The sequence below is a fragment of the Actinophytocola xanthii genome (genome assembly GCF_001921205.1).
Lineage (GTDB): Bacteria > Actinomycetota > Actinomycetes > Mycobacteriales > Pseudonocardiaceae > Actinophytocola > Actinophytocola xanthii.
On sequence record NZ_MSIE01000024.1, the window covers coordinates 79132 to 102978 of the forward strand.

The following is a 23847-nucleotide window of genomic DNA, read 5'->3' on the forward strand; positions in this document are numbered from 1 at the left end:
CCTGCCACCTCACGTCCGGTCGAAGGCGAGGCGGATGAACGTGTACGAGAGCCTGGTCCGGTTCCAGTGCACCGGCCGCTCACTGTGCTCCAGCGCCAGCTCGCCCCGCAGCCGCAACCCGTGTCGGGCCGCGGCCGCCACCAGGTCGCGGATCTCGTCCGGGGAGAAGATGTGCACCGGCTTGCCGTAGGCGGTGAGGCCGGAGGTGTCCGGTGGGTCCTGGTCGTAGTCGGTGGCGACGACCAGCACACCGCCCGGCCGGATGATCCGGGCGCTCTCGGCGAGGAACGGTTCGATCGGCACTCCGTGCTCGATCACGCTCATGCAGGTCACCGCGTCGAACCGGTGGTCGGGGAAGTCGGTCGCGGTGATGTCGCCGTAGCGGAAGAGCACGCCGTCGCGACGGACGTCCGCGCCGAACTCCAGGTTGTTGCCCACCAGGTCGCACAGCCCGTAGAGGCGCAGCCACGGCAGGATCGCCGAGTAGCGGGCCGTCCCGGCGTCGAGCACCGCCGCCTCGCGACCCACCGTGCGCAGCACCGTGCCCACCGCACCCAGCGCGTCCCAGTTCTTCGGCACGTCCCGGTGCAGCGGAAGCCGCAACCGTTTGCACTCCTCCACCGCCGCACGCCACGCGTCGGCGTCCCGCAGCACGTCGGTGTCCGGCATGTCGGCGGGCAGCGGGCGGATGAGCCCGGCCCTCGCCTCGAGCTTGCGCCTCATGGCTATCCGCGCCCACAGCACGCGCTCCGCGGCTCGTTTGGCCACGGCCATCGCGGTCCCGCCCGGGGGAGCGGCCTTTGTCATCGTCATGTCCCTTCCGTGGTGGCGTGAACCCGGGTCGGCCGGTTCAGCTGCCAGGCGGCACCGGCCAGCACGAAGTCGAGCACGGTGAGCATGATGCGGGACACCAGGGCGATCGCGAGCGCCTCCGCCGGGGCGAGTACCGAGGCGAACACCAGCACGAGGACGATCTCGCGGACGCCGGCGCCGGCCGGGGCGGGCAGGAACAGCACGCCGAGGCAGAACGCGAGCGCGAGCCCGCCCACGGCCACGGGCAGGGCCTGGCCGGCCGGCGCGCCGGAGGCGAGCATGAGCAGCCAGCAGTGCATGCCGAGGGCGAGCCAGCCGAGGAAGTACCAGCCGCCCGCGGTGAGCATGCCGCGGAAGCTCGGCCGCCGCTCCAGCGGTCCCCGGCCGAGGAAGCGCAGCACGCGGTCGAGCAGCGGACCCACCACGCGGGGGTGCAGGACGGCCATCCCGAGGGGCACGACCAGCACGACCCACCAGTACCGCGCGAGCGCGTCGGCGCCGCCGAACGGCAGCGTCACGCACGCGGTGACCACGCCCGTGCCGACCGCGATCAGCAGGCCGAGGATGCTGCCGACGAAAGTGATCTTCCTGGACACCGAGTAGTCCCTGGCCAGCTCGGCCTGGGCGATGAACGACCAGACCGAGCCCGGCAGGTACTTGCCCAGCTGTCCGAGCAGGAACACCCGGCTGGCCACGCGCCGGCTCAGCGGGGCGCCGAGGTCGGCGAGCATCGCGCGCCAGGCCAGCAGCCCGAGCAGGATGTTCACCGCGGCCGGCACCGCGGCCGCGGTCACCAGTCCCCAGGACATGCTGCCGAACGCCTCACCCAGCTCCCGCGAGCGGTCGCTGACGAAGGCAGCGCCGAACACCACCACCGCGGCGAGAAAACCGGCGCGGAGCCAGTCGGCGCGGCCGCGCCTTCCCGGGCGTCGCAGAGCCCCGGACGTCGTGGCATCCACGACGATGTCCTGGCTGGTCATCGCGCGTGGGCTTCGGCGAACGAGGTGAGGGTCTTGAGGTAGCGGCTCCACTGGGGTCCGGCGTCCGGCCGGCGCACGCCCGACCGCAGGCGCAGCGCGGTGTCGCCGCTGTAGAAGTTGGTCAGGGCGGTGGCGAGCGCGGCCACGTCGTCCGGGGCCACCAGCATGCCGTCGACGCCCTCCCGGAGGTCGTCGGGCAGCGAGCCGACCCGGCTCGCGATCACCGGGACACCGTGCTCGAACGCGAGGTAGGCGTTGACCGACGCGGTCGCCGACCGGTACGGCATCGCGAGCGCGTCGACGTTCCGGAACAGCCCCGGAACCTCGGCGGCCTCGACGTACCCACACCGCAGGTCGACCCGGTCGGCCAGGTCCAGCTCGGTGACCAGGTGCGCGACCTGGTCGGGCATGTCCCCCCAGAACTCGCCGGCGACGGTCAGCGAGACGTCGGCGGGGCCGGCGGCGAGAGCACGCAGCAGCACGTCGAGGCCCTTGTACGGCCTGACGAGGCCGAAGAACAGCAGCCGCCGGTGCAGCTCGCGGTCGCGGACGTGCGCCGTGGCGGGTGCGACGACGAGCGGCGCCAGCTGCTCGACCGACACCGCCGCGTCGGTGAGCGTCGAGGCCAGCTGGCCCTGGTCGTCGGAGTGGGTGAGCACCCCGTCGACCCTGGTCAGGACCCCCCGCATGAGCCGTTCGTCGACCGAGCGCCGTTCGTGCGGCAGGACGTTGTGGCACTGTGTGACGACAGTAGCGCGCCGGTTACTCCCCATACCTGCGAGGATGCCCCGATATGCCGGCATCTGCACGGGGCTGGCGACAACGAGTACGACAAGATCATGGTCGCGGAGCCTGCGCCCACAGGCGAACCAGGAGTCGGGGCGGCGCCAGGACAGCCGCCGGCGGGTGTGCGGGAACGGCGGTAACTCGGGGCGCTCGATGGTCAGCCGGCCGGGGTAGAGGAAAGCCGGGTACTGCCGTGTCCAGGACTCCAGCCGCACGTCGTGTCCGACGCCGGCCAGCTGGTGGGCCAACTCGGTGGTGTACTGCGAAATACCGCCCTTGAACGGATGTGTTGGTCCGATGACGGCAATCCGCATGTCAGCCCTCGACTCTGTCGGTGGGGGAGGTATGGCGGCGTCGGCGCAGCCAGCGGTCGGTGGCGAGCAGCGCGCCCAGCGACACCGCGGTCCCGGCGCTGAGCCAGGTCCCGGCGCCGCCGTAGGGCGCGGCATAGGTGAGCCGGACCGTGTGCCGGCCGGGTGGGACGGCGACGGCGACCACCGCGTGGTCGGCTCGCAGCAGGTCGGCCGGCTGGCCGTCCACCTCGGCGCGCCAGCCGTTCTGCAGCGCGTCGGCGACGACGAGATAGCCGGCGCCCGCGGCGTCCACCGCCACCTCGATGGACTTCGCACCGTCCTCGACGACCCGCAGCCGCGCGCCGGCACCGCTCGACTCTCCGGTGGGTGCGTCCAGCAGCACCGCGTCGGTGGGGACCTCACCCGCGGCGAGGGCGGCCAGGCGCCGGTCGGGGTTCGGCTCGACGACGGCGGTGCCGGCCCACCGCAGCCTGGGCAGGGCGTTGGTGCGCTGGTAGACGACCGCGGGGTCGGCCAGCACGAGCCGGAGCCCGTCGTCGGCGGGCGCGACCGTGGTGAGCGCGGGGGCGCCGGCGAGCCGTAGCGGAGCGCCGTGCACGGTGAGCGTCGCGGTGAGCGGGGTGGCGGCGGGGATGTCCTCGCCGGCGACGGGGATGTGCAGCGTGTACGGGACGTCGGTGGGGGGCAGCAGGCGGGTGCCGTCGGCGAGCTCGGTGCCTGCCGCGTCCCGGACGCTCACGTCGAGCCGGACCTGTTCCCGGACCGGGCCGCTCACGCGCGCGACCACGGCCCGCAGCGGGCCGCGCTGCTGGACGGGCGCCGTCACGGGCTCGCCGGGGCGGAGGGTGCGGGCCGGGCCGGCGGTGTCGGGCACGTGCGGGGTGCCGAGCACGGGGGAGCGGGCGGAGCTGACGAAGTAGCGGACGGCGAGGCGGTCCAGGACAGGGCTGGTGACGACCTCCGGGGAAGGCGCGGTGCTGGGCAGCGACGGCGGGTCGAAGTACTGCTGGCCGGGCATGGCCTCGAGCAGCTCGCCCAGGCGCCGGTCGGAGAAGGCGTGGCCGTTGAGGCTGCGCAGCCGGTGGATCGAGCTCTCGCCGTAGGTCAGCGTGTTCGGTGGGCTGGCGTAGCGGTCGTGTCCGAGGTGGTCGGCCAGGTAGCGGTGTACGTCGGTTCGCGGGTAGAAGGTGTCCCGCTCGGCGTGGGCCCAGTACGGCCGGACGAACAGCAGCGCCTGCGCGGCGACGAGCACGGGGATGCCGACGAGTGCGGCCGTGCGGGCGACCCGGGCGGTGCGGCCGCGTCCGCTCCACCAGGCGAGCGCGACGCAGAGCCCGGCGACCGCGAGGAAGACCAGCCCGGTGAGCACCTGCCGGTCGAAGTTCGCCGTGCGGCTGGGATCGTCGCCGGTGAGCCCGCGGGCGGTGAGCCAGACGAGCACGAGGCCCGCGGCGGCCGCCGTCCACACCGCGGCCCCCCACACGCCCGGCCGCCGCGGCGTCGCCCGTTCCCGGCGTCGGAGCACGAGCTCGAAGCCGACCGCGGCGAGCACCGCGACCAGGACCCCGAGCACCGACCGGATCCGCCCGACGTAGTTGTCGGAGAACAGGACCGGCAGCCGCTGCGCCAGGGCCAGCGGGGGACCGCCGAGGTAGCCGAGCAGCACCACCACGCCGGTCGCCGAGACGAGGTAGGCCCACACCCCGCGCGGCAGCAGCGCGCGCGCCGGTCGAGCCGCGGCGAGGGCCACCAGCGCCAGCAGCAGCGCCGCCGCGCCGACGTAGGAGAGGGCCTCCACCAGCTGGGTCCCCCGAGCCCAGTGCGGCTCGCCGCCGGGGTACGTGGTGCCCAGCGCCCACGGCGCGACGGCGGTGATCAGCGCCTGGAAGGGGATGTGGTCGGTGGGTGCCTGCTCACGGCCCCAGACGTAGGAGCGAGACAGGAAGTAGCCGAACGGGAGCAGCTGGAACGCGGCCAGCCCGGCGGCCGCGCCGACGGCGGCCGCCCCAGCGCCGGCCAGCGCCGTGATCCGGCGCCACTGCCCCCGGTACTCGGCGACCAGCCGCAGCACGAGGTAGGCCCCGGCCGCGGCGAGGGCGTAGCCGGTGACCGCGGGGAAACCGCCGAGCAGCATCGCGGCCGTGGCGAGGCAGACGAGGACGGCGTCGGTGGGGCGTCGGCGCTGCACCAGACGTTCGACGGCCCATAACAGCACCGGGATGAACGCCGCGGTGCGGCTCTGCGGCCACCCCGTCCAGGCGATCATGAAGGCGCTCGTGGCGAACACCAGTCCGCCGACCACCGCCGCGGGCCGGCCCAACCCGAGGCGGCGGGCGAACAGGAACGTGCCGCCCACCGCGACGACCGTCTCGAGAACCTTGACCCAGGCTGGCGCCAGCCAGGCCGGCATCAGGTAGAAGGGCAGGGAGACCGGGTTGAACAGGGCGTTGTTGGGCAGTGCGCCGAGCGGGACACCGGCGATCGTGTAGGGGTTCCAGGCGCCGCCGGCGCCCTCGCGCAGGAGGTCGACGAACAGTGCGGTCTGCGGGATGACGCCGTCGGCGACGTCCTGCAGGAAGCGGTTCTGTGGGGCGAGGCCGGCGAGCACCCCGTCGCCGTAGGGCGAGAACAGTGCGAGGACGTCGGTCGGGGCGAAGACGCCGACACCGACCAGCGGCCATCCGACGCCCACCACCACGAACCCGACGACCGAGACGATGACGGCACCGCGGACGACCGGCGGGACAGGTGGTCGCACCGGTAAGTCTGGCGGAACAGGGTCGTCGCCGTCCGGAGAGGTGCGGCCGGACAGGCGGCGGTCCTTGTCCTCAAGCACACCGCTCACGTGACCTCCCCCACAGGCGAGGGGGGCAGACTAGCGGCCGCGAATTCGGCCACTGAAAGGAGGTACGTGATCGCCCTCCGTATGGTTCAACCTGATCTCCGCCGGTAGACGGATCTTCATCGCGTCCTTGACGCGTTCCGGAACGAGATCATGCTGCCTGTCCTCGCGAGTCTCCCTTCGCAACTGACAAATTCCGCCAGTGAAACTCGTCGTTCGTCTGATCTGTTCGGTTCGCGGCGGCCCGGTGGCCGCGACTCCGGCCCGTCTGGCTGCGTGGACAGGCCGCCACTCGGAGCCGAAGATCGATTAGCGGATACCCGCCTCAGGGGACTCTTCTCGAAACGCCGTGAGCCTCCGGAAAACCGCGGCGGTGCGTCTCGTAGCGATTTTCTCGACGACACGCTCCCGTTTACGCCTTGTGACGATCTTCGTGCTGGTGGCACCGCGCCTGAATATCCATTATCGACGCCGATCTCACCCAATGATCGTGTCGTCGGCGTGAGCGGCGTACTCGGCGGACCGGATTTCCGCCACCCTCAGGTAACCGCTCACCCGGTCTGTCCACACGGGAGGTACACCGAACGCGGCGTCGGCGAAGCCCACCTGCCGGATGGCCTCGGCGAGCTCCTCCGCGCGATCCGCCGAGAACACGCGTACCGGGTCACCGATCGCCGTGGTATGCGGTGGAACGAAGAACTCCGCCGGCACCCGGGTTCGCGCGTGGACCAGCGCTCCGACCGCGACGCAGGCGCCCTCGCCCACCTTCGCCAGGTGCAGCACCGTCGCCTGCGCGGCGACGTAGGCGCACCGGTCCACTCGCGCGCCCAGGACAGTCGCATGTGGACCGACAAACGCGTGGTCGCCCAGCGCGACTGGACGAGCGGGGTCGGTTGCCGCCGTCGCACGCAGCACCGCGTGCTCCGAGACGATGGCGGACGCGCCGACCTCGACAGTGGCGCCCTCGGCATCGAGCACCGCGCCGTACAGCACCCGAGCACGGGGCCCCACCCGCACGTCGCCCACGAGCGTCGCGTTCGGCGCCACCCACGCCGTCGGATCCACGCGTGGCTCCGCGTCCCGGTGTCGGATCAGCATGTCCCGATGCTGGCCCCGTTCGCCGCCTCAGGCTGGCGGGAATCGGACTCCGTGTCCCTCGTGTTCGCTCTCGTTAGGACAGTCGCCGGCTCACCTCCCCGCGCTCCACCGCGTCGATCTCGGCGAGCAGCCTCGACTTCAGCTCGGCCGAGCAGAACGCGGCCCGCACCCCAGCCCGCGCCAGGTCCGCGAGCTCCGACCGCCCCAGGCCGAAGTGGCGGTGGCACAACAGGAACTCGCTGTTCAGGTCGGTGTGGAACATCCCAGGGTCGTCGGTGGCCAGGGCGACCGGCACGCCCGCGTCCAGCAGTCTCGGCAGCGGGTGCTCTGGCAGCGAGCGAACGGCTCTGGTTCGGATGTTGGAGCTCGGGCAGACCTCCACCGGGACGCCTTCCCCCGCCAGGTGCGCGAGGAGCTCCGGGTCCCGCACCGCGCTCGTGCCGTGGCCGATGCGCTCGGCGTGCAGGTCACGCAGCGCCGACCAGATCGTCTCCGGGCCGGTGGTCTCGCCCGCGTGCGGAACCAGGTGCAGGCCCGCGTCCCGCGCCATCAGGAACGGGTCCCGGTAGCGGGCGCGCGGCACGCCGACCTCGTTGCCGCCGAGCCCGAACCCCACGGTGCCCTCCGGCCGGTGCGCCAGCACCCACTCGGCCGTCGCGATGCCGTGCTCGTAGCCCAGGGAGCCGGCGATGTCGAACACCCAGGCGAGCTCCACCCCGTGCCGTCCGCGTGCGAGTGCCCGACCGGTCGTGAGCGCCTCCGCCAGCTCCGCCGGGTCGATCCCCACGAGCAGGTGCGCCATCGGCGTGACGGTCACCTCCGCGTAGCGCACGTTGTTGCGGGCCAGGTCCCCGGCCAGGCCGTCGACCAGCGCCGTGATGTCCGCGCCCGTGGTCACCAGGCGGTTCACCTTGATGTAGACCTCGATGAAGTGCGCAAAGTCGGTGAACTCGTAGAAGGCGTACAACGTGTCCCGGTCCGTGGGCACGCCCAGCTGAGGATGCCGCCTGGCCAGCTCCAGGACGGTGTCGGCCGACGCGGAGCCGACCAGGTGGACGTGCAGCTCGCTCTTGGGGAGCGCGGAGACGAACTCGAACACCAGGCCATAGTGCCCTACCACACCGACAGGGCCCGATGACGTTGCGGCGCCAGAACTTCCCAGACTATCGCTCCCCACCGACACTTCCGGCGCCACAGACCGCGTTCCGACCCAGTTGTCCACAACCGCGCCAGTTGTCCACAGTTCCCGTTTCCCGGCCCCACACCCCCACACCGCGACGCACAGTGGACGCATGACACCACCCGCCGCACCCCCGTCCCCGTCCGCCGAGGTCCGACTCGACGAGTTGGGAGAGCTGATCGCCGGCCTGCCCGGACTGCTCGGCTTCCCCCCGGTCGACTCGCTCGTCGTGGTCACCTTCACGACCACCCCGGACCGTTGCTGGCTCGGTCCCACGGTGCGGGTCGACCTTCCCGAACCCGGCGGCAGACCGGACCTCGTGGAGCAACTGTGCGGTGCCTTCGCGCAGAACCAGGTCGTCGCGGCGACACCGGTGATCGTCGGTGGGGGCGGCGCCGACCCGCCGCGGCTCCCGCACCGCGGCCTCATGCGGCTGCTCACCCACGAGCTGTCCGCGATGGGCATCCGCCTGGTCCACTCGGCGTGGGTCCCGACGATCGAGCACGGAGCCACCTGGTGGTGTTACGAGGACGGCGAATGCACCGGCCAGGTCCACGACCCACGCAGCTCCGCGCTGGCGGCCGTGGCGGCCCTCGACGGCACCGTCACCTACGGCAGCAGGGCCGAGATGGTCGACCTTCTCTCGCCGGACCAGGAGGACCGGGTCGCGCACCGCGCGCAGCTGCTGTCCGCTCTTACCGGCGCCCCGCTACGGGAGGGCGAGCTGCACCAGGAGATGCTCGCGACGATCGACGCCTTCACGGCGCAGGACAACCAACCCGAGCTGGACGACGAGCGGATCGTGCGCCTGACCGTCGCGCTCGGCCACGGGCGGGTCCGGGACACCTGTCTGACCCTCTCGATCACCGACCGGGCCAGCGCCGCCGAGCGGCTGTGGACGGTCCTGACCCGAGCGGTGCCCGCACCGGAACGCGCCGAACCCGCGTTCCTGCTCGCGCTGTGTGCCTACCTCCGCGGGTCCGCCGTGCTCGCCGGCATGTCGCTCGAGGTCGCCCTGGACGCCGACCCGAGCCATCCCCTGGCGTCGCTCCTACGCGACGCCCTGGACAGGGGAACGCCGCCGGCCGAGGTCCGCCGCATGGTCGCGGCGAGCGTCGAGCAGGCCCAGTCGCGGCGCCGGCCGGAAGGGTGAGACCGGTGTCCAGGGCGACCGGCCCACCCGGACGTGGCCCGCCGGGACGCCGTCGGCTCCCGGCTGATCCGGAGAGCCCGGGCGGGTCAGTGACCGGCCCGGGAGCGCGCGAACTCCCACGCGTCCCGCACGATCTGCTCGAGGTCGGTGATCTGCGGCTTCCATCCGAGCTCGGTTTGGGCGAGCTCGCTCGAGGCCACCAGCGCCGCCGGGTCACCGGAACGTCGGTCCTTCACCTCGGCGGGGATCGGGTGGCCGGTCACCGCCCGGCACGCCTCGATGACCTCACGGACGGAGAACCCCGTGCCACTGCCGAGGTTGTAGATCCGGTGCGTCCCCGCGGTCGCGTGCTCCAGTGCCAGCAGGTGCGCGTCGGCGAGGTCGTTGACGTGGATGTAGTCGCGCACGCAGGTGCCGTCCTGGGTGGCGTAGTCCTCGCCGTAGACGTGGATGGCCTCGCGCTGGCCGAGCGCCACCTGCAGCACCAGCGGGATGAGGTGGGTCTCGGTGGTGTGCCGCTCACCGAAGGCGCCGTGCGCGCCGGCGACGTTGAAGTACCGCAGGCTCACCGCGGACAGCCCGTACGCGGTGGCATAGGAGGTGATGGCGTGGTCGATGGCCAGTTTGGAGGCCCCGTAGGTGTTGGTGGGCCGGGTGGGGGCCTCCTCGGGGATCGGCACCTGCTCCGGCTGGCCGTACACGGCGGCGGTGGACGAGAAGACCAAGCGGGGGGTACCGGTCTGCCGGACCGCCTCCAGCAGGCGCAGTGAGGTGAGAACGTTGCCCGACCAGTACTTCGCCGGGTCCAGCATCGACTCGGCGACCAGCGACTTCGCCGCGAAGTGCAGTACGCCGTCGAAGCCCTCGGCGAGCAGGTCGCCGGCGGCATCCGCCAGATCGGCCTGCACGAACCGGCAGGACTCCGGCACGGCGTCCGCGTGTCCGGTGCTCAGGTCGTCGAGCACCACGACCTCGTGGCCGGCTTCCACCAGCCGGGCGGCGCACACACTTCCGACGTACCCGGCCCCGCCCGTGACGAGCAGCTTCACCGCGTTCCTCGCTTCCTCAGGTTCGCGGGTGGGCACCCGCTCGTTCGCCTCGATCTGTTCGGTCGGTTCTGGGGTCAGGCGTCGCGGCCGGCGCCGGGGGAGGGCACCGCCGTGAACAGGCCGGGCGTCGGTAGTGACCGCTCGGCGAACGCCGCGAGCACCTTGTCCTGGATGATGTTCCGCTCCGCGCGGGGCACCAGGGCGATGGCGGAGCCGCCGAACCCACCCCCGGTCATCCGGGCGCCCAGCGCTCCGGCCGCGAGCGCGGCCTCCACCGCGACGTCCAGTTCCAGACAGGACACCCGGTAGTCGTCGCGCAGGCTCGTGTGTGACGCGGTCAGCAGCTCACCGGCCTCGCCGAGCCGGCCGGCACGCAGCAGCTCGACGGTGCGCTCCACCCGCTCGTTCTCGGTCACGATGTGACGGACCAGGGGGCGCAGCTCCTCGGGAAGTGCGGCCAACGCCCTGTCGAGACCGCTCGGCTCGACGTCGCGCAGGGCCTGGATTCCCAGCAGCTCGGCCGCACGCTCGCACCCCGCGCGGCGCTCGCGGTAGCCGGAGTCGCCATGGGAGTGCCGAGCCCGGGTGTCGATCACCAGCACGTCGAACCCGGCCGCGGCGGCGTCGAAGGGGACCTGCTCCATCGCGCCGGTGCGCACGTCGAGGAAGAGCACGTGCGACTCGACGCAGCACAGCGACGCCGTCTGGTCCAGCAGCCCCGTGGGGACGCCGACGAAGTCGTTCTCCGACCGCTGTACCCATCGCGCGATCTCGGTCCGGCTGGGCGCGTCCGGCCGGTCCAGCTCGACACCCGCCAGTCCCAGCAGCGCCAGCGCGGTGGCGCACTGCAGGGCATGAGAGGAGGACAACCCCGCCCCCGCCGGTACGTCACCGGCGAACACCAGGTCGGCTCCGGAGAGGAAGCCCTCGTGACGAAGGACCCAGCTCACGCCGGACGGGTACGCGGCCCACCCGGTGACCGAGCCCGGCTCGAGATCGGCGACCGCCACCGGATCCGCCGTCTGTGGCCGACCATCGTCGCCCACGGTGGTCACGTTCAGCATCCCGTCCGAGCGGGGCCGCGCGGCTGCGGCGATCCGGTAGGGCAGCGCGAACGGCAGCACGAACCCGTCGTTGTAGTCCGTGTGCTCCCCGATCAGGTTGACCCGGCCCGGTGCCGACCAGACACCCGCGGGCGCCTCACCGAACAGATGGCTGAACCGCTCCGCGGCCCTGGCCGCCACGCGACCGACCCCCACGGACCCACCCGACCCGCTCATGCCGACCACCAACGCCCACCTCGCCCAACGACGCACCGCACCGACAGTCCCACGCGGCTCCACACGGTACGTCGCCCCCTTCGCCGACCGTTCCCCGCGACGGCGTGCCACCCACCCCGCGGGACTGGGCGGCGGGCAGCGTGTGGGACGAGCCGCTGCGGCACGTGCCGACGGGTAGCTCGAGGAGCTGGCTGACTGTCAGCGACCGGGACTGGTCGACACGAAGCGTGCGGGATCGGCTGATGGGCAGCCTGCTGGTTGGACTGAAGCGCGGCGCGGCTCTGGTCACCCTGGGGGACGAGCCGTTCCTCGGCCGGCGGGACGGGTCGGCGGGCAGCGCGGGGCGCTGGTCGCCGGGCAGCCCGGAGCACGGGTCGCCCGGCTGGGCGTCGCCGGGGGGCGAGGTTCACTTGGCGAGGGCGAGCACCGCGTGCAGCACGCTGGGTGCGATCTGGGCCGCGGTGTGTTCGCCGGTGACCTCGATCGTGTTGCGGTCGCCCTTGGACGGACCCACGTGCACGGTCTGCCCGGGGACCACGCCGACGGCCTTGAGCTCGGCCATCTGGTCGGGGTCGAGCTGCACGTGCTCGGCGATGCGGCGGATCTCCACCTTGCCGCCGCCGCGGCGGGCGACGTCGTCGACCCGGACGAGGTCGGCCTCGACCGGCGGGGCGGGCTCACCCTCGCCGAGCTTGTCGAGCCCGGGGATCGGGTTGCCGTAGGGCGACGTGGTGGGGTGGCCGAGCAGCTTGACCAACTTGCGCTCCACCGCCTCGCTCATCACGTGCTCCCACCGGCAGGCTTCGCCGTGCACGTGCTCCCACTCCAGGCCGATCACGTCGACGAGGAGACGCTCGGCCAGGCGGTGCTTGCGCATCACGGTCACCGCCAGCGCACGACCGTGGTCGGTGAGCTCGAGGTGGCGGTCGCCGGCGACGACGACGAGGCCGTCGCGCTCCATCCGGCCAACGGTCTGGCTGACCGTCGGGCCGCTCTGCCCGAGCCGTTCGGCGATCCGGGCGCGGAGAGGGACGACACCCTCCTCCTCGAGCTCGTAGATCGTCTTGAGGTACATCTCGGTGGTGTCGATGAGCTCGTTCACGCCATTCCCCTTCGTCCGAGTTCCATGGTAGTGGCTCGCCCGGGTGGAGCATCGGTGTGGTCGCACAGGGTGAACAGCCGCGGCGGCAGTAAGCACGAAGGCCTTGATCACTGGTCCACAAGGGTGAAAAGAGGACTGTCGGCGCTGCGTCGCGAGTGGGGAGACCCTGGGCGGCGGGTGAAGAATAGCCCTGTGACCACTCCCCTGGTGTCCTGCACGGAGCTCGCCGCGTCGCTGGCCGGTCCGCGGCCGCCCGTCCTGCTGGACGTGCGGTGGCGGCTCGGCGGTCCGCCCGGACGCGAGGACTACGACCGCGGACACCTCCCCAACGCGGTCTACCTCGACCTGGACACCGACCTCGCCGGAGCGCCGGGGGCGGGTGGCCGACACCCGCTGCCCGAACCCGAGGCGCTGCAGCGGGCCCTGCGCGCGGCCGGGGTGCGCGCCGACCGTCCGGTCGTCGTCTACGACGCCGACAACGGCTCGATCGCGGCACGGGCCTGGTGGTTGCTCCGGTGGGCAGGACACGACGAGGTCGGCGTGCTGGACGGCGGCTTCGCGGCCTGGGTCGCCGAGCAACGCCTGGTCACCACCGCGACACCCGACCCGGAGCCGGGGGACATCACCGTTCGGCCGGGCGGCATGCCCGTCGTGGACGCCGACGGAGCGGCCGCACTCGCCCGCGAGGGGGTGCTGGTCGACGCCCGGGCGCCGGAGCGGTACCGCGGCGACGTCGAGCCGATCGACCCGAGGGCCGGACACATTCCCGGAGCCGTGAACGGTCCGTTCGCCGGGCATGTGGCCGACACCGGTCGCTGGCAGCCGGCCGCGTCCCTCGCCGAGCGGTTCGCCGGACTCGGCGTCACCGGTGAAAAACCAGTCGGCGCCTACTGCGGATCGGGTGTCACGGCGGCGTCGGTGGTGTTGGCGTTGGAGGTCGCCGGCGTCACGACCGCAGCGGACCCGGCGAGGCTGTACGTGGGCTCCTGGTCGCAGTGGAGCTCGGATCCCGACCGTCCCATCGCGACCGGTGCCGACCGGGGCTGATCCCGGTCCAGGCGGCACGGCGGCACCTGCTCGTGTGGACGGGCGAACTCGCCTCAGGAGACCGCCTGCGGGAGGCCGCTGGCCGCGGACCGCTCGATGGCGGCGAGGAGTCGGTGGTGGCGTAGGGCGGTCTCGAAGTCCGGCTGCGGCTGCCGCCCCTCGGCGATGGCGTGGGCGATCTCCAGGTAGAGGGCCGCGATGTTGGCTGGCGGGCCCGACGGAATGTCGGCGGGGATGGTTCGGTAGAACTCGGGGACGGCCAGGGTCTCGTCGCCCAGCCTGATCTCCCAGTCGGTCCAGTGCATGTAGTTCCCGGGCCGGGTGGGGGTCGCGGTCAGCGTTCCCTTGCTGCCCGCCAACCCGAGCAGGAACCCGTCAGGGCTGCGCCGGTTGCCGCCGTGCACGGTCACCGAGGCGGTGGCGCCGCTCTCCAGCAGGCCGTGCAGCAGCACGTGGCTGGGCACCCCGCTGGCCACGCCCTGGCCGCTCCCCGCGACCAGCACACGGTCGTGCGGGTGGGGCAACCTCGCGGAGACCTCGGAGAACGGGCCCATGACCCGGTCGAGCGTCGCCAGGAAATGACCTGCCGCGATCGTCAGGACCGAGGTTCCCGCGGCGGGGTCGAGACTCCAGGCCAGTTCCGGCGGGATCTGGCTGCCGCCCAACGGATCACCGGCCGCGACCAGTACGGCCGACTCGACCGTGCCGATCCTGCCCTCGGCGAGCAGGTCCGCGACGAAGCGGGCATCGGGGGAGTGGTGGCCCTGCAGGACGACCGCATGGCGCACCCCCGCGACGGTGGCGGCCTCGGTCAGCTCTCGCGCCTCCTCGACGTCCACACCGAGGGGCCACTCGGACAGGACGTGCTTGCCCGACCCAAGCGCGGCCCTGATCACCGTGGCGTGCTCGGGCGCCTTCACCGAGACGACGACCAGGTCGACATCGGGATGGGCGACGAGGGTCCCCGCGTCGGCGAAGGCGTGCGGAACGCCGTGGACCGCGGCCACGCGATCCGCGCTCGCCTGGCTGGTGGTCGCGACCGCCGTCACCTCGAACTCGGCCAGCCCGGCGAGTGCGGGCAGGTGCGAGGACATCGCCCACCCGCTCGCTCCCACGACTCCGACTTTGATCATGTCCGCCTCCTCGATTTTATACCTTCCGGTACAAAACTAGGTTGGCGACAGCCCGAGGGCAAGGGGTAACCTACCGATAGGTACAAAACTGTGGAGGGAGTCCGGCATGCCCGGCGGCCGACCGCGATCGTTCGACGCGGATGCCGCGCTCGATCGCGCCCTGGAGGTGTTCTGGCGGCAGGGCTACGAAGGCACCTCGCTGTCGGACCTGACCGCCGCGATGAGGATCAACAGGCCCAGTCTCTACGCCACCTTCGGCAACAAGGAAGAACTGTTCGGCAAGGCCCTGGCCCGCTACGCCGACGGGCCAGCCGCCCACGCCGGCGAGGCACTCGAGGCGTCCACGGGCCGCGAGGTCGTCGAGCGCCTGATCCGCGGCGCCGTCGAGCTCACCACGGGAGACGACACACCACACGGCTGCCTGGCCGTGAACAGCGTGCACGCCTGCGGACCCGACTCCACCCCGGTGCGGCACAAGGCGGTCGCGCACCGGAAGGCAGCAGAGGTAGCCCTACGCAGACGACTGGAGCAGGCGACCGACCTGCCGCCCGGGTACCAACCGGACACCCTGGCCCGACTGGTCCACACCATCACCGACGGCATCGCCGTCCAGGCGGTCAGCGGGCGAGGCCGCGACGAACTGCGGCACGTGGCCGACCTGGCGCTGCGTGCACTGTTCGGCTGAGAGCCGGGCCGGACAACGGACACGCCCTCAGTGGCGGCCCGGCGAGCGGGAACGGTTGGAGACCACTGCTCGGCGAGGGGAGGGTCTGGCGTAGGGACGGACAGAGCGCCCGGTGTTCGGGGGAGTTTCACGGTCTCGCGGAACAGGGTGACGGCTCGTGGCCTCGTCGGCAGCGGGCTCCGGCGCCTCCGCCCGGTTAGGGTGGCGGCATGGTGATGCCAGCGGCGGTTGTCTGGGACTCGGCGTTGCTCGGTTACGACCTCGGCGGCGAACACCCGCTGAACCCCATCCGGCTCGAGCTGACCGTCCGGTTGGCCGCCGCGCTCGGGGTGCTCGACGGGGTCGAGCTGCTCGTGCCCGAGTCCGCCTCCGAGGAGGAGATCCAGCGCGTCCACGACGCCGGGTACATCGCCGCCGTGCGGGAGGCGCCGATGGCGGGGTGGGACGTCGGCCACGGGCTCGGCACCCCGGACAACCCCATCTTCGAGCAGATGCACGAGGCGTCCGCCATGGTCGTCGGGAGCTCGCTGGTCGCCGCCGGGCAGATCGCGTCGGGGGCCACCAAGCGCGCGGTGAGCATCGCGGGCGGCCTGCACCACGCGATGCGTGACCGGGCCGCCGGTTTCTGCGTCTACAACGACACCGCCGTCGCCATCTCCTGGTTGCTGGACAACGGTTTCGAGCGCATCGCCTACCTCGACACCGACGTCCACCACGGCGACGGGGTGCAGGCCGCCTTCTACGACGACCCTCGCGTCCTCACGATCTCCCTCCACCAGAACCCCCTCACCCTCTTCCCGGGCACCGGCTTCGCCGACGAGACCGGAGGACCGAACGCCCAGGGCACCTCGGTCAACATCCCGCTGCCGCCCCTCACCGACGACCGCGGGTGGCTGCGTGCCTTCCACGCCGTCGTCCCCTCGCTGCTCGAGGCCTTCCAGCCCCAGCTGCTGGTCAGCCAGTGCGGTGTGGACACCCACGACGAGGACCCGCTGGCCTCCCTGTCGCTGTCCGTCGACGGTCACCGGCGCATCTACCAGAACGTGCGCGACCTCGCGGAGCGCTTCGCCGGCGGCAGGTGGCTCGCCGCCGGCGGCGGGGGCTACCAACTGATCCGCGTCGTCCCCCGGTCCTGGACCCACCTCCTCGCCACCCTGCTCGACCGGGACCTCGACCCCGGCGTCACGCTCCCGCACGAGTGGACCGGCCTCATCGACCGGATCGCGCCCAACGCCGAGCTCCCGACCGCCATGGGTGACGGCAGGGACACCGACCACGATCCGTGGGACGGCACCGTCGAGCACCCCGTCGACGTCGCCGTCCGCGACGCCCGGCGGGCCGTGTTCCCCCTGCACGGCCTCGACCCCGACGACCCCAGGGACTGACGCCGTGGACCCGTTCGACTACCCCCGCCAGTGGGAGGCGGACGTCGTCCTGTCCGACGGGGGAACCGTCCACTTGAGACCAATTGTCCCCAGTGATGCCGACGCCCTGTTGGCCTTCCACGGCCGCATGTCGGCGCGCACCCGCTACCTGCGCTACTTCGGCGCCTACCCGCAGATCCCGCCGCGCGACCTCGAGCGGTTCACCACCGTCGACCACCACGACCGGGTCGCGTTCATCGCGAAGCTCGGCGACGACATCGTGGCGGTCGCCCGCTACGAGCGCCTCGGCTCCGCCCCCTCCGCCGAGGTCGCCTTCGTCGTCGAGGACGCCCACCAGAGCCGCGGTCTCGGCCCGATCCTGCTCGAGCACCTCGCCGCCGCGGCCAGGGAGAGCGACATCCGCACGTTCGTCGCCGAGGTGCTCGCCGAGAACTCCGCCATGCTCGGCGTGTTCCGCGCGGCCGGCTACCAGCTCTCCCGCGCCATGGAGGAGGGCGTCTACCACCTCGAGTTCGCCATCGACCCCACCGAGGAGTCGGTCGCCGTCGCCCGCTCGCGGGAGCAGGCCGCCGAGGCGCGCAGCGTGCACAACCTGCTCCACCCCCGCTCGGTGGCCCTCATCGGCGCCTCCGCCGACCCCGACAAGATCGGCTACGCCGTCCTGGGCAACCTGCTGCACGCCGACTTCACCGGCCCGGTCTACCCGGTCAACGCCGACCGCGCCTCGGTCCGCGGGGTTCGGGCCTACCCGAGCGTGCTCGACATCCCCGGTCCGGTCGACCTCGCCGTGGTCGCGGTCCCGGCCGCCGGGATCGACGAGGTGATGGACGCCTGCCTCGCCAAGGGAGTCAAGGCGCTCGTCGTCATCTCCTCCGGGTTCGGCGAGACCGGCCCCGACGGCCGCGGTGCCGAGCGGCGCCTGGTCACCGAGGCCCGCGCCCACGGCATGCGGGTCGTCGGTCCCAACGCGCTCGGCGTGATCAACACCGATCCGGCGATCCGGCTCAACGCGACCCTCGCCCCCGCGCTGCCCGGCCAGGGTCGCGCGGGCTTCTTCTGCCAGTCCGGCGCGCTGGGCACGGCGATCCTCGCCGACGCCGCCGCCCGCGGCCTGGGACTGTCGACATTCGTCTCGGCCGGCAACCGGGCCGACGTCTCCGGCAACGACCTGCTCCAGTACTGGGAGACCGACCCGGCCACCGACGTCGTCCTGCTCTACCTGGAGTCGTTCGGCAACCCGCGCAAGTTCGCCCGCCTCGCCCGCCGCCTCGGCCGGGTCAAGCCCGTCGTCGCGGTGAAGTCGGGACGCAACGCCGTGCTCCCCGCGCTCGCCGCCACCTCGGTCCGGGTCGACGAGGCGAGCGTGGCGGCGCTGTTCGAGCAGGCCGGCGTGATCCGCGTCGAGTCGCTCGCGCAGCTGTTCGACGCCGCGCTGCTGCTCGCCCACCAACCGCTGCCTCGTGGGGGCCGGGTGGCCGTGGTGGGCAACTCCTCCGCCATCGGGGTGCTCGCGGCCGATGCCGCGCTCGCCCGTGACCTCGAGCTCGCCGACGCGCCGGTCGACGTCGGCGCCGCGGCCAGCCCCGAGATGCTCGCCGACGCCGTGCGGGAGACCCTGCGCCGACCCGAGGTGGACGCGCTCGTCGTGGTGTTCGTGCCGCCGCTGACCACGCCGGGTGCCGCCTACGCCCGTGCGCTGCGCGACGCCGTGGCCGACCTCGACGAGCACAAGCCCATCGTGTCGACATTCCTGGCCACCGAGGGCATCCCCGCCGAGCTCGCCGTTCCCGGGCCGGGTGGGGCACCGGGGCGCGGGTCGATCCCGAGCTACCCGAGCCCGGAGCGCGCTGTGCTCGCGCTCGCGCGGGCCACCCGCTACGCCCGCTGGCGCTCAGCCCCGCAGGGCGAGCTGGTCCGCCCCGAGCGCACCGACCCCGAGCGGGCCAGGGCGCTCGCCGCCGCGGCGCTGTCCGACGGGCACGACCTCGTGGAGCTCGGGGACGACGACGTCGTCGCGCTGCTGCGCTGCTACGGCATCGACGTGGTCGGCTACCGGGTCGCGGCCGGGCCGGAGGAGGCGGTGGCCGCGGCCGAGGAGCTGGGTTTCCCGGTGGCGGTCAAGGCGACCGGTGAGCGGTTCTGGCGCAGGGCGGACCTGGTCGGGGTGCGTCTCGACGTCGCGACGGCCGAGGGGGTGCGGGCCGCGTTCGCCGAGCTGGCCGAGCTGTCCGGCGTCGCCCGGGTGTACGTGCAGCGCATGGCGCCCAGCGGAACCGGCTGCGCGATCGGTCTCCAGGACGACCCGTCGTTCGGCACCCTTGTCTCGTTCGGACTGTCCGGTGTGGTCAGTGACCTGCTCGGCGACCGTGCCTACCGCGCCGTGCCGCTGACCGACGTCGACGCAGCGGCGCTGGTGCGCGCACCGAAGGCGGCGCCGCTGCTCACCGGCTACCGCGGCGACGAGCCGGTCGACCTCGACGCCCTGGCCGACCTGCTGACCCGGGTCGCGGTGCTGGCCGAGGACGTGCCCGCGGTGCGCTGGCTCGCGCTCGAGCCGATCCTCGCCACTGCCCAGGGGGCCGCGGTGCTGCGGGCGAGGGTGAAGGTGGGCCCCTCGCCGTCGCACCCGGACAGCGGACCGCGGCGGCTGCGGTCGATTTCCTACGAAAGTAGGGTTTAGCGCCCCCGGTGCAACGCGCCCTCCGGGCCGGCCCGTCCTGCGCACATGAACCGGCACACGAACCGTCTGGGAACCGTTGTCGGCGCCGCCCTGCTGCTCGTCCTCGTCGGCGCCTGCGGCAACCCGCAGGAGAACCAGAACACGGCGGGCGACCCCCGCCCGACCGAGGTGTCGACACCGACGGTGTCGACACCGACGAGCACCGAACCGGACCGGCAACCGGCCAGAACGCCCCCGTCGGGGGCGGAGAAGGTCCCGGCCAGCCAGATCGACACCGCGGCCCTGCCCGAGCGGTACCCCGTCCTGGTGTGGACCGAGAACGACGGCCGCACGGTCGGGGTGGTGGCGCAGGAAGGCGGCTGCGGCCGGGCCAGCCTGGAGGCCACCCAGGACGCCGAGCAGGTCGTGATCACGATGGTCGAGACCGTGCCCGACGACGGGCGGCCCTGCACCATGGACCTGCGCTACCCCAAGCTCACGACCGAGCTCGAGCAACCGCTCGACCAGCGCACCGTCGTCCTGCGCAACGAGCAGCGCAAGGGCTGACCCTCCTCCCCCCCACCGGTGCCGGCCGCCCACCTGCCCCCGCGCGGTCGGCACCGCCCCTTACCCAGGAGCACGGCGGCTGGTGGGCCGCCGTGCTCCTGCTGTCCTCGGGCGGTGCTCGCCGCCGGCGCGCGCCGTGGTCGGTGTTGCGGCGGTGTGCAACCGGGTGGGTGGCGATTACCGTCCCGGGGGTATGAGGGCATTGCTGAGCTCGGTGACGGTCGCGCTGGTGGTGGTGCTCGCCGGATGCGGAGAGGACGTGGGGGCGTCCCAGCCCGGCGGGGGAACGGTGTCCACGGGGGTGACGGTCACCGAGGAGGCGTCACGGGAACCGTCGGCCACGGAGACGGAGCCGCCGCGCCCGCCCGGCGGGACGCCGTCGGCGCCGGTGAGCCTGTCGCCCGACGGGCCGGTGGTGCCGGAGGGGGTGCGGCAGGTGCCGTCCTCGCAGGTCGACGCGAGTGCGGTGCCTGAGTACTACGACCACCGCGGCGAGGTGTGGGTGTACGACGGCGGGTACTCGTTGCAGATGTTCGCCGCGGCCAGCAGTGGCTGTGGGGGCGTGGAGGCCAGGGTGGTGGACCAGTCGGCGGAGGCCGTGCGGATCGTTGTGCGCGCGCTGCCGGCGCCACAGGGCGGGTCGCCCGACGACCCGGTGTGCACGACGGTGATCACGCCTCGACCGGTCACCGTGGCGTTGGACGCGCCGCTGGGGGAGCGGCGGGTGTTCCTCGCCGGTGGGCGGTAGGCCCGGGCACCACGCGGGCGGGACGCAGGGGTGCGGCAGGGGGCCCTGGCGGCGGCTCGAGGACGACCGTCAGCGGCGGAAGGCGATCTGCAGGGTCGGCTGGGAGGTGCCGGCAAAGAAGTCGTTGCCCTTGTCGTCCACGACGATGAAGGCGGGGAAGTTCTCCACCTCGATGCGCCAGACCGCCTCCATCCCCAACTCGGGGTACTCGAGGACCTCCACCCGCTTGATGCAGTCCTGGGCCAGGCGCGCCGCCGGGCCGCCGATGGAGCCGAGGTAGAAGCCGCCGTGGGTGTGGCAGGAGTCGGTGACCTGGCGGGAGCGGTTGCCCTTGGCGAGCATCACCAGCGAGCCGCCCGCCGCCTGGAACTGGGCTACGTAGGAGTCCATGCGGCCCGCCGTGGTAGGGCCGAAGGAGCCTGAGGCGTAGCCCTCGGGGGTTTTCGCCGGGCCCGCGTAGTACACGGGGTGGTCGCGGAGGTACGCGGGCATGGGTTCGCCGGCGTCGAGGCGCTCCTTGATCTTGGCGTGGGCTATGTCCCTCGCCACCACCAGCGGGCCGGTCAGGGAGACCCTCGTCTTCACGGGAAGCTGGGTGAGCAGGGCGCGGATCTCGGACATCGGCTGGTTGAGGTCCACCCGCACGACCTCGTCGGTCAGGTCCTCCTCGCCGACGTCGGGAAGGTAGTGGGCGGGGTCGCGCTCCAGCTGCTCGATGAACACGCCGTCTGGGGTGATCTTGGCCTTGGCCTGGCGGTCGGCGGAGCAGGAGACGGCCACGCCGACGGGGCAGGACGCCCCGTGGCGCGGGAGGCGGATGACCCGCACGTCGTGGCAGAAGTACTTGCCGCCGAACTGGGCGCCGATGCCGAACTGGCGGGTCATCTCCAGCACCTGCTGCTCGAGGTCGACGTCGCGGAAGGCGTGACCGGCGGGCGAGCCCTCGAGGGGGAGCGTGTCCAGGTAGCGCGCCGACGCCAGCTTGGCCACCTTGAGGTTGTGCTCGGCCGACGTGCCGCCCACGACGATCGCGAGGTGGTACGGCGGGCACGCGGCGGTACCCAGCGAACGCAGCTTCTCGTCCAGGAACGCGGCGAGGCGCTTGGGGTTCAGCAGCGCCTTGGTCTCCTGGTAGAGGAACGTCTTGTTGGCACTGCCGCCCCCCTTCGCCATGAACAGGAACTCGTACTCCGGCTTGTCGCCGTCCTTGTGGTACAGCTCGATCTGCGCGGGCAGGTTCGTTCCGGTGTTGCGCTCCTCCCAGAAGCTCACCGGAGCCAGCTGGGAGTACCGCAGGTTCAGCTCCTGGTACGCCGCGAAGATCCCCCGCGACAGCGCCGCCTCGTCGCCGCCGCCGGTGAGCACGTTCTCGGTCCGCTTGCCCATCACGATCGCCGTCCCCGTGTCCTGGCACATCGGCAGCACGCCGCCGGCCGAGATGCAGGCGTTGCGCAGCAGGTCCATGGCCACGAAGCGGTCGTTCCCACTGGCCTCGGGGTCGTCGACGATCGCGCGGAGCTGGGCGAGATGCGAGGGGCGCAGCAGGTGCTGGATGTCCCGGATCGCCTCCCGGGCGAGCAGGGTGAGCGCCGCGGGCTCGATCTCGAGGAAGGTCCGTCCCGCGGCCGTCACCGTCGACACGCCGTCCGGGGACACCAACCGGTACTCGGTGTGGTTGTCCGGCCCGACCGGCAGCAGGTCGACGTACTCGAAGGAGGCGGTCACCGTGAGGACTCCCTTGTCGCGTGGTGGGGTCGGTGACGTTACCGGGCAACGAGAAGGGACTGGTTCCCGTGGTGGTCAACACCACTGGGCCGAGAAAGCCGGAAGGCCGGGGCGGCCCCCGGCCGTCCCGACCTCCCGTCGGTCGCGATCACGAACGGTGTTCGATCGTTCGCACCGCGTAGTCTGGTCGCATCGACGGTGCCCCCGCCGAGCAGACATGTCAATGCCTCGGGCGACTCCGTATGCAAGACGTAGCGGTGCGGACGGGGGTTGCTCGGAGGCCGCGCTCAGCTCGCGTAGGCGCGGAGCCGCTCGGCGCGCTCGCCCTGCCGCAGCTTCGACATGACCTCACGCTCGATCTGCCGGACCCGCTCGCGGGACAGGCCGAACCGCTTACCGATCTGGTCGAGGGTGTGCGGCTGCCCGTCGTCGAGGCCGTAGCGCAGCCGGATCACCGACTGCTCCCGGTCGTCCAGTGTGGCCAGCACCCGGCGGAGGTCGTCGTGCAGCAGGCCCGAGATCACCGCGCTCTCGGCGTCGGTCGCCTCGCCGTCCTCGATGAAGTCGCCGAGGGGGGCGTCCTCCTCCGAGCCGACCGGCATGTCCAGGCTCACCGGGTCGCGCGCGTGGTCGAGCAGGTCCGACACCTTCTCCGGCGTGAGGCCCACCTCCTGCGCGAGCTCCTCGTGGGTGGCCTCCCGGCCGAGCTGCTGGTGCAGGTCGCGCTTGATGCGGGAGAGCTTGTTCACCTGCTCGACCAGGTGGACGGGCAGGCGGATGGTGCGGCCCTGGTCGGCCATGCCGCGGGTGATGGCCTGGCGGATCCACCAGGTCGCGTAGGTGGAGAACTTGAAGCCCTTGGTGTAGTCGAACTTCTCGACGGCCCGGATCAGGCCCAGGTTGCCCTCCTGGATCAGGTCCAGCAGCGGCATCCCCCGTCCCGTGTAGCGCTTGGCCAGCGACACGACCAGCCGCAGGTTCGCCTCGAGCAGGTGGTTCTTCGCCCGGTGGCCGTCACGCACGAGCGCCTCGAGCTCGGCTCGGGTCTTGCCCTTGAGGCTCTCGTCGGACTCGAGCATGTGCTGGGCGAACACACCCGCCTCGATGCGCTTCGCGAGCTCGACCTCCTCCGCCGCGCTCAAGAGTGCCGTACGTCCGATACCATTGAGGTACACGCGGACCAGGTCGGCCGCGGGGCTCTGCGCATCGAGGTCGATCTCGCTGGGCTCCGGCTCGCGCTGTTGTGGGACGGTCATGCTCTCCCTCCCCCTCTTCGTGGGTCGGTGTGCTCCATGTCACAG

At 72.5% G+C, this 23847-nt stretch carries 19 protein-coding genes; 7 read left to right on the plus strand and 12 right to left on the minus strand.

The annotated features are described in order from the left end of the window. Positions 1–9: 9 nt before the first annotated feature. From BU204_RS14385 to add, 6 genes are all read right to left on the minus strand, one after another. Complete coding sequence (locus BU204_RS14385) at positions 10–813, minus strand: class I SAM-dependent methyltransferase (protein WP_083661310.1); 804 nt, start codon at positions 811–813, stop codon at positions 10–12. Then, positions 810–1793: a lysylphosphatidylglycerol synthase transmembrane domain-containing protein gene (locus BU204_RS14390; protein ID WP_083661311.1), complete on the minus strand. Its 984-nt coding sequence runs from the start codon at positions 1791–1793 to the stop codon at positions 810–812. The genes BU204_RS14385 and BU204_RS14390 overlap by 4 nt, the downstream gene beginning before the upstream one ends. Then, on the minus strand, positions 1790–2893 hold the full coding sequence (locus tag BU204_RS14395) for a glycosyltransferase family 4 protein (RefSeq protein WP_075126160.1): 1104 nt from the start codon (positions 2891–2893) through the stop codon (positions 1790–1792). Before BU204_RS14395 ends, BU204_RS14390 begins: the two co-directional genes overlap by 4 nt. Before the next feature lies 1 nt (position 2894). Beyond that, a complete protein-coding gene (locus BU204_RS41270) occupies positions 2895–5738 on the minus strand; it encodes a YfhO family protein (protein WP_143229508.1) in 2844 nt (947 codons plus the stop codon). Between the two features lie 474 nt (positions 5739–6212). Further along, positions 6213–6833 carry a gamma carbonic anhydrase family protein gene (locus BU204_RS14405; protein WP_075126162.1) on the minus strand — a complete coding sequence of 207 codons (621 nt, stop codon included), beginning with the start codon at positions 6831–6833 and terminating at the stop codon, positions 6213–6215. A 73-nt stretch (positions 6834–6906) separates the two neighbouring features. Continuing rightward, positions 6907–7932, minus strand: a complete 1026-nt coding sequence (gene add, locus BU204_RS14410) for an adenosine deaminase (RefSeq protein WP_233160323.1) — start codon at positions 7930–7932, stop codon at positions 6907–6909. Between the two features lie 193 nt (positions 7933–8125). Here add and BU204_RS14415 point away from each other — a divergent pair, with 193 nt between their 5' ends. Beyond that, positions 8126–9166, plus strand: coding sequence for a DUF4192 domain-containing protein (locus BU204_RS14415; protein WP_075126164.1), 1041 nt, complete (start codon positions 8126–8128; stop codon positions 9164–9166). A gap of 86 nt (positions 9167–9252) precedes the next feature. Here BU204_RS14415 and galE read toward each other — a convergent pair whose 3' ends face one another. From galE to BU204_RS14430, 3 genes are all read right to left on the minus strand, one after another. Beyond that, positions 9253–10215 (minus strand): UDP-glucose 4-epimerase GalE, encoded by a 963-nt coding sequence (gene galE, locus BU204_RS14420; protein WP_075126165.1) that lies wholly within the window; start codon positions 10213–10215, stop codon positions 9253–9255. 74 nt (positions 10216–10289) lie between these two features. Next, complete coding sequence (gene galK / locus BU204_RS14425; RefSeq protein ID WP_075126214.1) at positions 10290–11495, minus strand: galactokinase; 1206 nt, start codon at positions 11493–11495, stop codon at positions 10290–10292. A 406-nt stretch (positions 11496–11901) separates the two neighbouring features. Beyond that, the gene (locus BU204_RS14430; protein WP_075126166.1) at positions 11902–12597 is read right to left on the minus strand and encodes a metal-dependent transcriptional regulator; all 696 of its coding nucleotides are present in this window, start codon (positions 12595–12597) and stop codon (positions 11902–11904) included. Between the two features lie 192 nt (positions 12598–12789). Between BU204_RS14430 and BU204_RS14435 the strand changes: the two genes are divergently transcribed. After that, on the plus strand, positions 12790–13644 hold the full coding sequence (locus BU204_RS14435; RefSeq protein ID WP_233160324.1) for a sulfurtransferase: 855 nt from the start codon (positions 12790–12792) through the stop codon (positions 13642–13644). 53 nt (positions 13645–13697) lie between these two features. On the opposite strand, the gene BU204_RS14440 is transcribed toward BU204_RS14435, so the two are convergent. After that, complete coding sequence (locus tag BU204_RS14440) at positions 13698–14777, minus strand: Gfo/Idh/MocA family protein (RefSeq protein WP_075126167.1); 1080 nt, start codon at positions 14775–14777, stop codon at positions 13698–13700. A gap of 106 nt (positions 14778–14883) precedes the next feature. On the opposite strand from BU204_RS14440, the gene BU204_RS14445 reads away from it, so the two are divergent. The 5 genes from BU204_RS14445 to BU204_RS14465 all read left to right on the plus strand — a co-directional run bounded on the left by BU204_RS14445 (position 14884) and on the right by BU204_RS14465 (position 20821). After that, positions 14884–15462, plus strand: coding sequence for a TetR/AcrR family transcriptional regulator (locus BU204_RS14445; protein WP_075126168.1), 579 nt, complete (start codon positions 14884–14886; stop codon positions 15460–15462). 215 nt (positions 15463–15677) lie between these two features. After that, the gene (locus BU204_RS14450) at positions 15678–16847 is read left to right on the plus strand and encodes an acetoin utilization protein AcuC (RefSeq protein ID WP_075126216.1); all 1170 of its coding nucleotides are present in this window, start codon (positions 15678–15680) and stop codon (positions 16845–16847) included. A 4-nt stretch (positions 16848–16851) separates the two neighbouring features. Then, positions 16852–19527 (plus strand): bifunctional acetate--CoA ligase family protein/GNAT family N-acetyltransferase, encoded by a 2676-nt coding sequence (locus BU204_RS14455; RefSeq protein ID WP_075126169.1) that lies wholly within the window; start codon positions 16852–16854, stop codon positions 19525–19527. A 45-nt stretch (positions 19528–19572) separates the two neighbouring features. Further along, positions 19573–20073 carry a hypothetical protein gene (locus BU204_RS14460; protein WP_075126170.1) on the plus strand — a complete coding sequence of 167 codons (501 nt, stop codon included), beginning with the start codon at positions 19573–19575 and terminating at the stop codon, positions 20071–20073. 193 nt (positions 20074–20266) lie between these two features. After that, positions 20267–20821, plus strand: a complete 555-nt coding sequence (locus tag BU204_RS14465; protein WP_143229509.1) for a hypothetical protein — start codon at positions 20267–20269, stop codon at positions 20819–20821. Between the two features lie 69 nt (positions 20822–20890). Here BU204_RS14465 and BU204_RS14470 read toward each other — a convergent pair whose 3' ends face one another. Further along, entirely contained in the window at positions 20891–22546 is a 1656-nt protein-coding gene (locus BU204_RS14470) for a fumarate hydratase (protein WP_075126172.1), read from the minus strand. A 287-nt stretch (positions 22547–22833) separates the two neighbouring features. Next, positions 22834–23802, minus strand: a complete 969-nt coding sequence (locus BU204_RS14475; protein ID WP_075126173.1) for a sigma-70 family RNA polymerase sigma factor — start codon at positions 23800–23802, stop codon at positions 22834–22836. Between the last annotated feature and the right edge of the window lie 45 nt (positions 23803–23847).

Bases quoted from the DNA above. Each gene is read 5' to 3' on its own strand.
- BU204_RS14385 (WP_083661310.1), bottom strand. From the start codon at position 813: ATGACGATGACAAAGGCCGCTCCCCCGGGCGGGACCGCGATGGCCGTG.
- BU204_RS14390 (WP_083661311.1), bottom strand. From the start codon at position 1,793: ATGACCAGCCAGGACATCGTCGTGGATGCCACGACGTCCGGGGCTCTG.
- BU204_RS14395 (WP_075126160.1), bottom strand. From the start codon at position 2,893: ATGCGGATTGCCGTCATCGGACCAACACATCCGTTCAAGGGCGGTATT.
- BU204_RS14405 (WP_075126162.1), bottom strand. From the start codon at position 6,833: ATGCTGATCCGACACCGGGACGCGGAGCCACGCGTGGATCCGACGGCG.
- BU204_RS14415 (WP_075126164.1), top strand. From the start codon at position 8,126: ATGACACCACCCGCCGCACCCCCGTCCCCGTCCGCCGAGGTCCGACTC.
- galK (WP_075126214.1), bottom strand. From the start codon at position 11,495: ATGAGCGGGTCGGGTGGGTCCGTGGGGGTCGGTCGCGTGGCGGCCAGG.
- BU204_RS14440 (WP_075126167.1), bottom strand. From the start codon at position 14,777: ATGATCAAAGTCGGAGTCGTGGGAGCGAGCGGGTGGGCGATGTCCTCG.
- BU204_RS14445 (WP_075126168.1), top strand. From the start codon at position 14,884: ATGCCCGGCGGCCGACCGCGATCGTTCGACGCGGATGCCGCGCTCGAT.
- BU204_RS14450 (WP_075126216.1), top strand. From the start codon at position 15,678: ATGCCAGCGGCGGTTGTCTGGGACTCGGCGTTGCTCGGTTACGACCTC.
- BU204_RS14460 (WP_075126170.1), top strand. From the start codon at position 19,573: ATGAACCGGCACACGAACCGTCTGGGAACCGTTGTCGGCGCCGCCCTG.
- BU204_RS14465 (WP_143229509.1), top strand. From the start codon at position 20,267: ATGAGGGCATTGCTGAGCTCGGTGACGGTCGCGCTGGTGGTGGTGCTC.
- BU204_RS14475 (WP_075126173.1), bottom strand. From the start codon at position 23,802: ATGACCGTCCCACAACAGCGCGAGCCGGAGCCCAGCGAGATCGACCTC.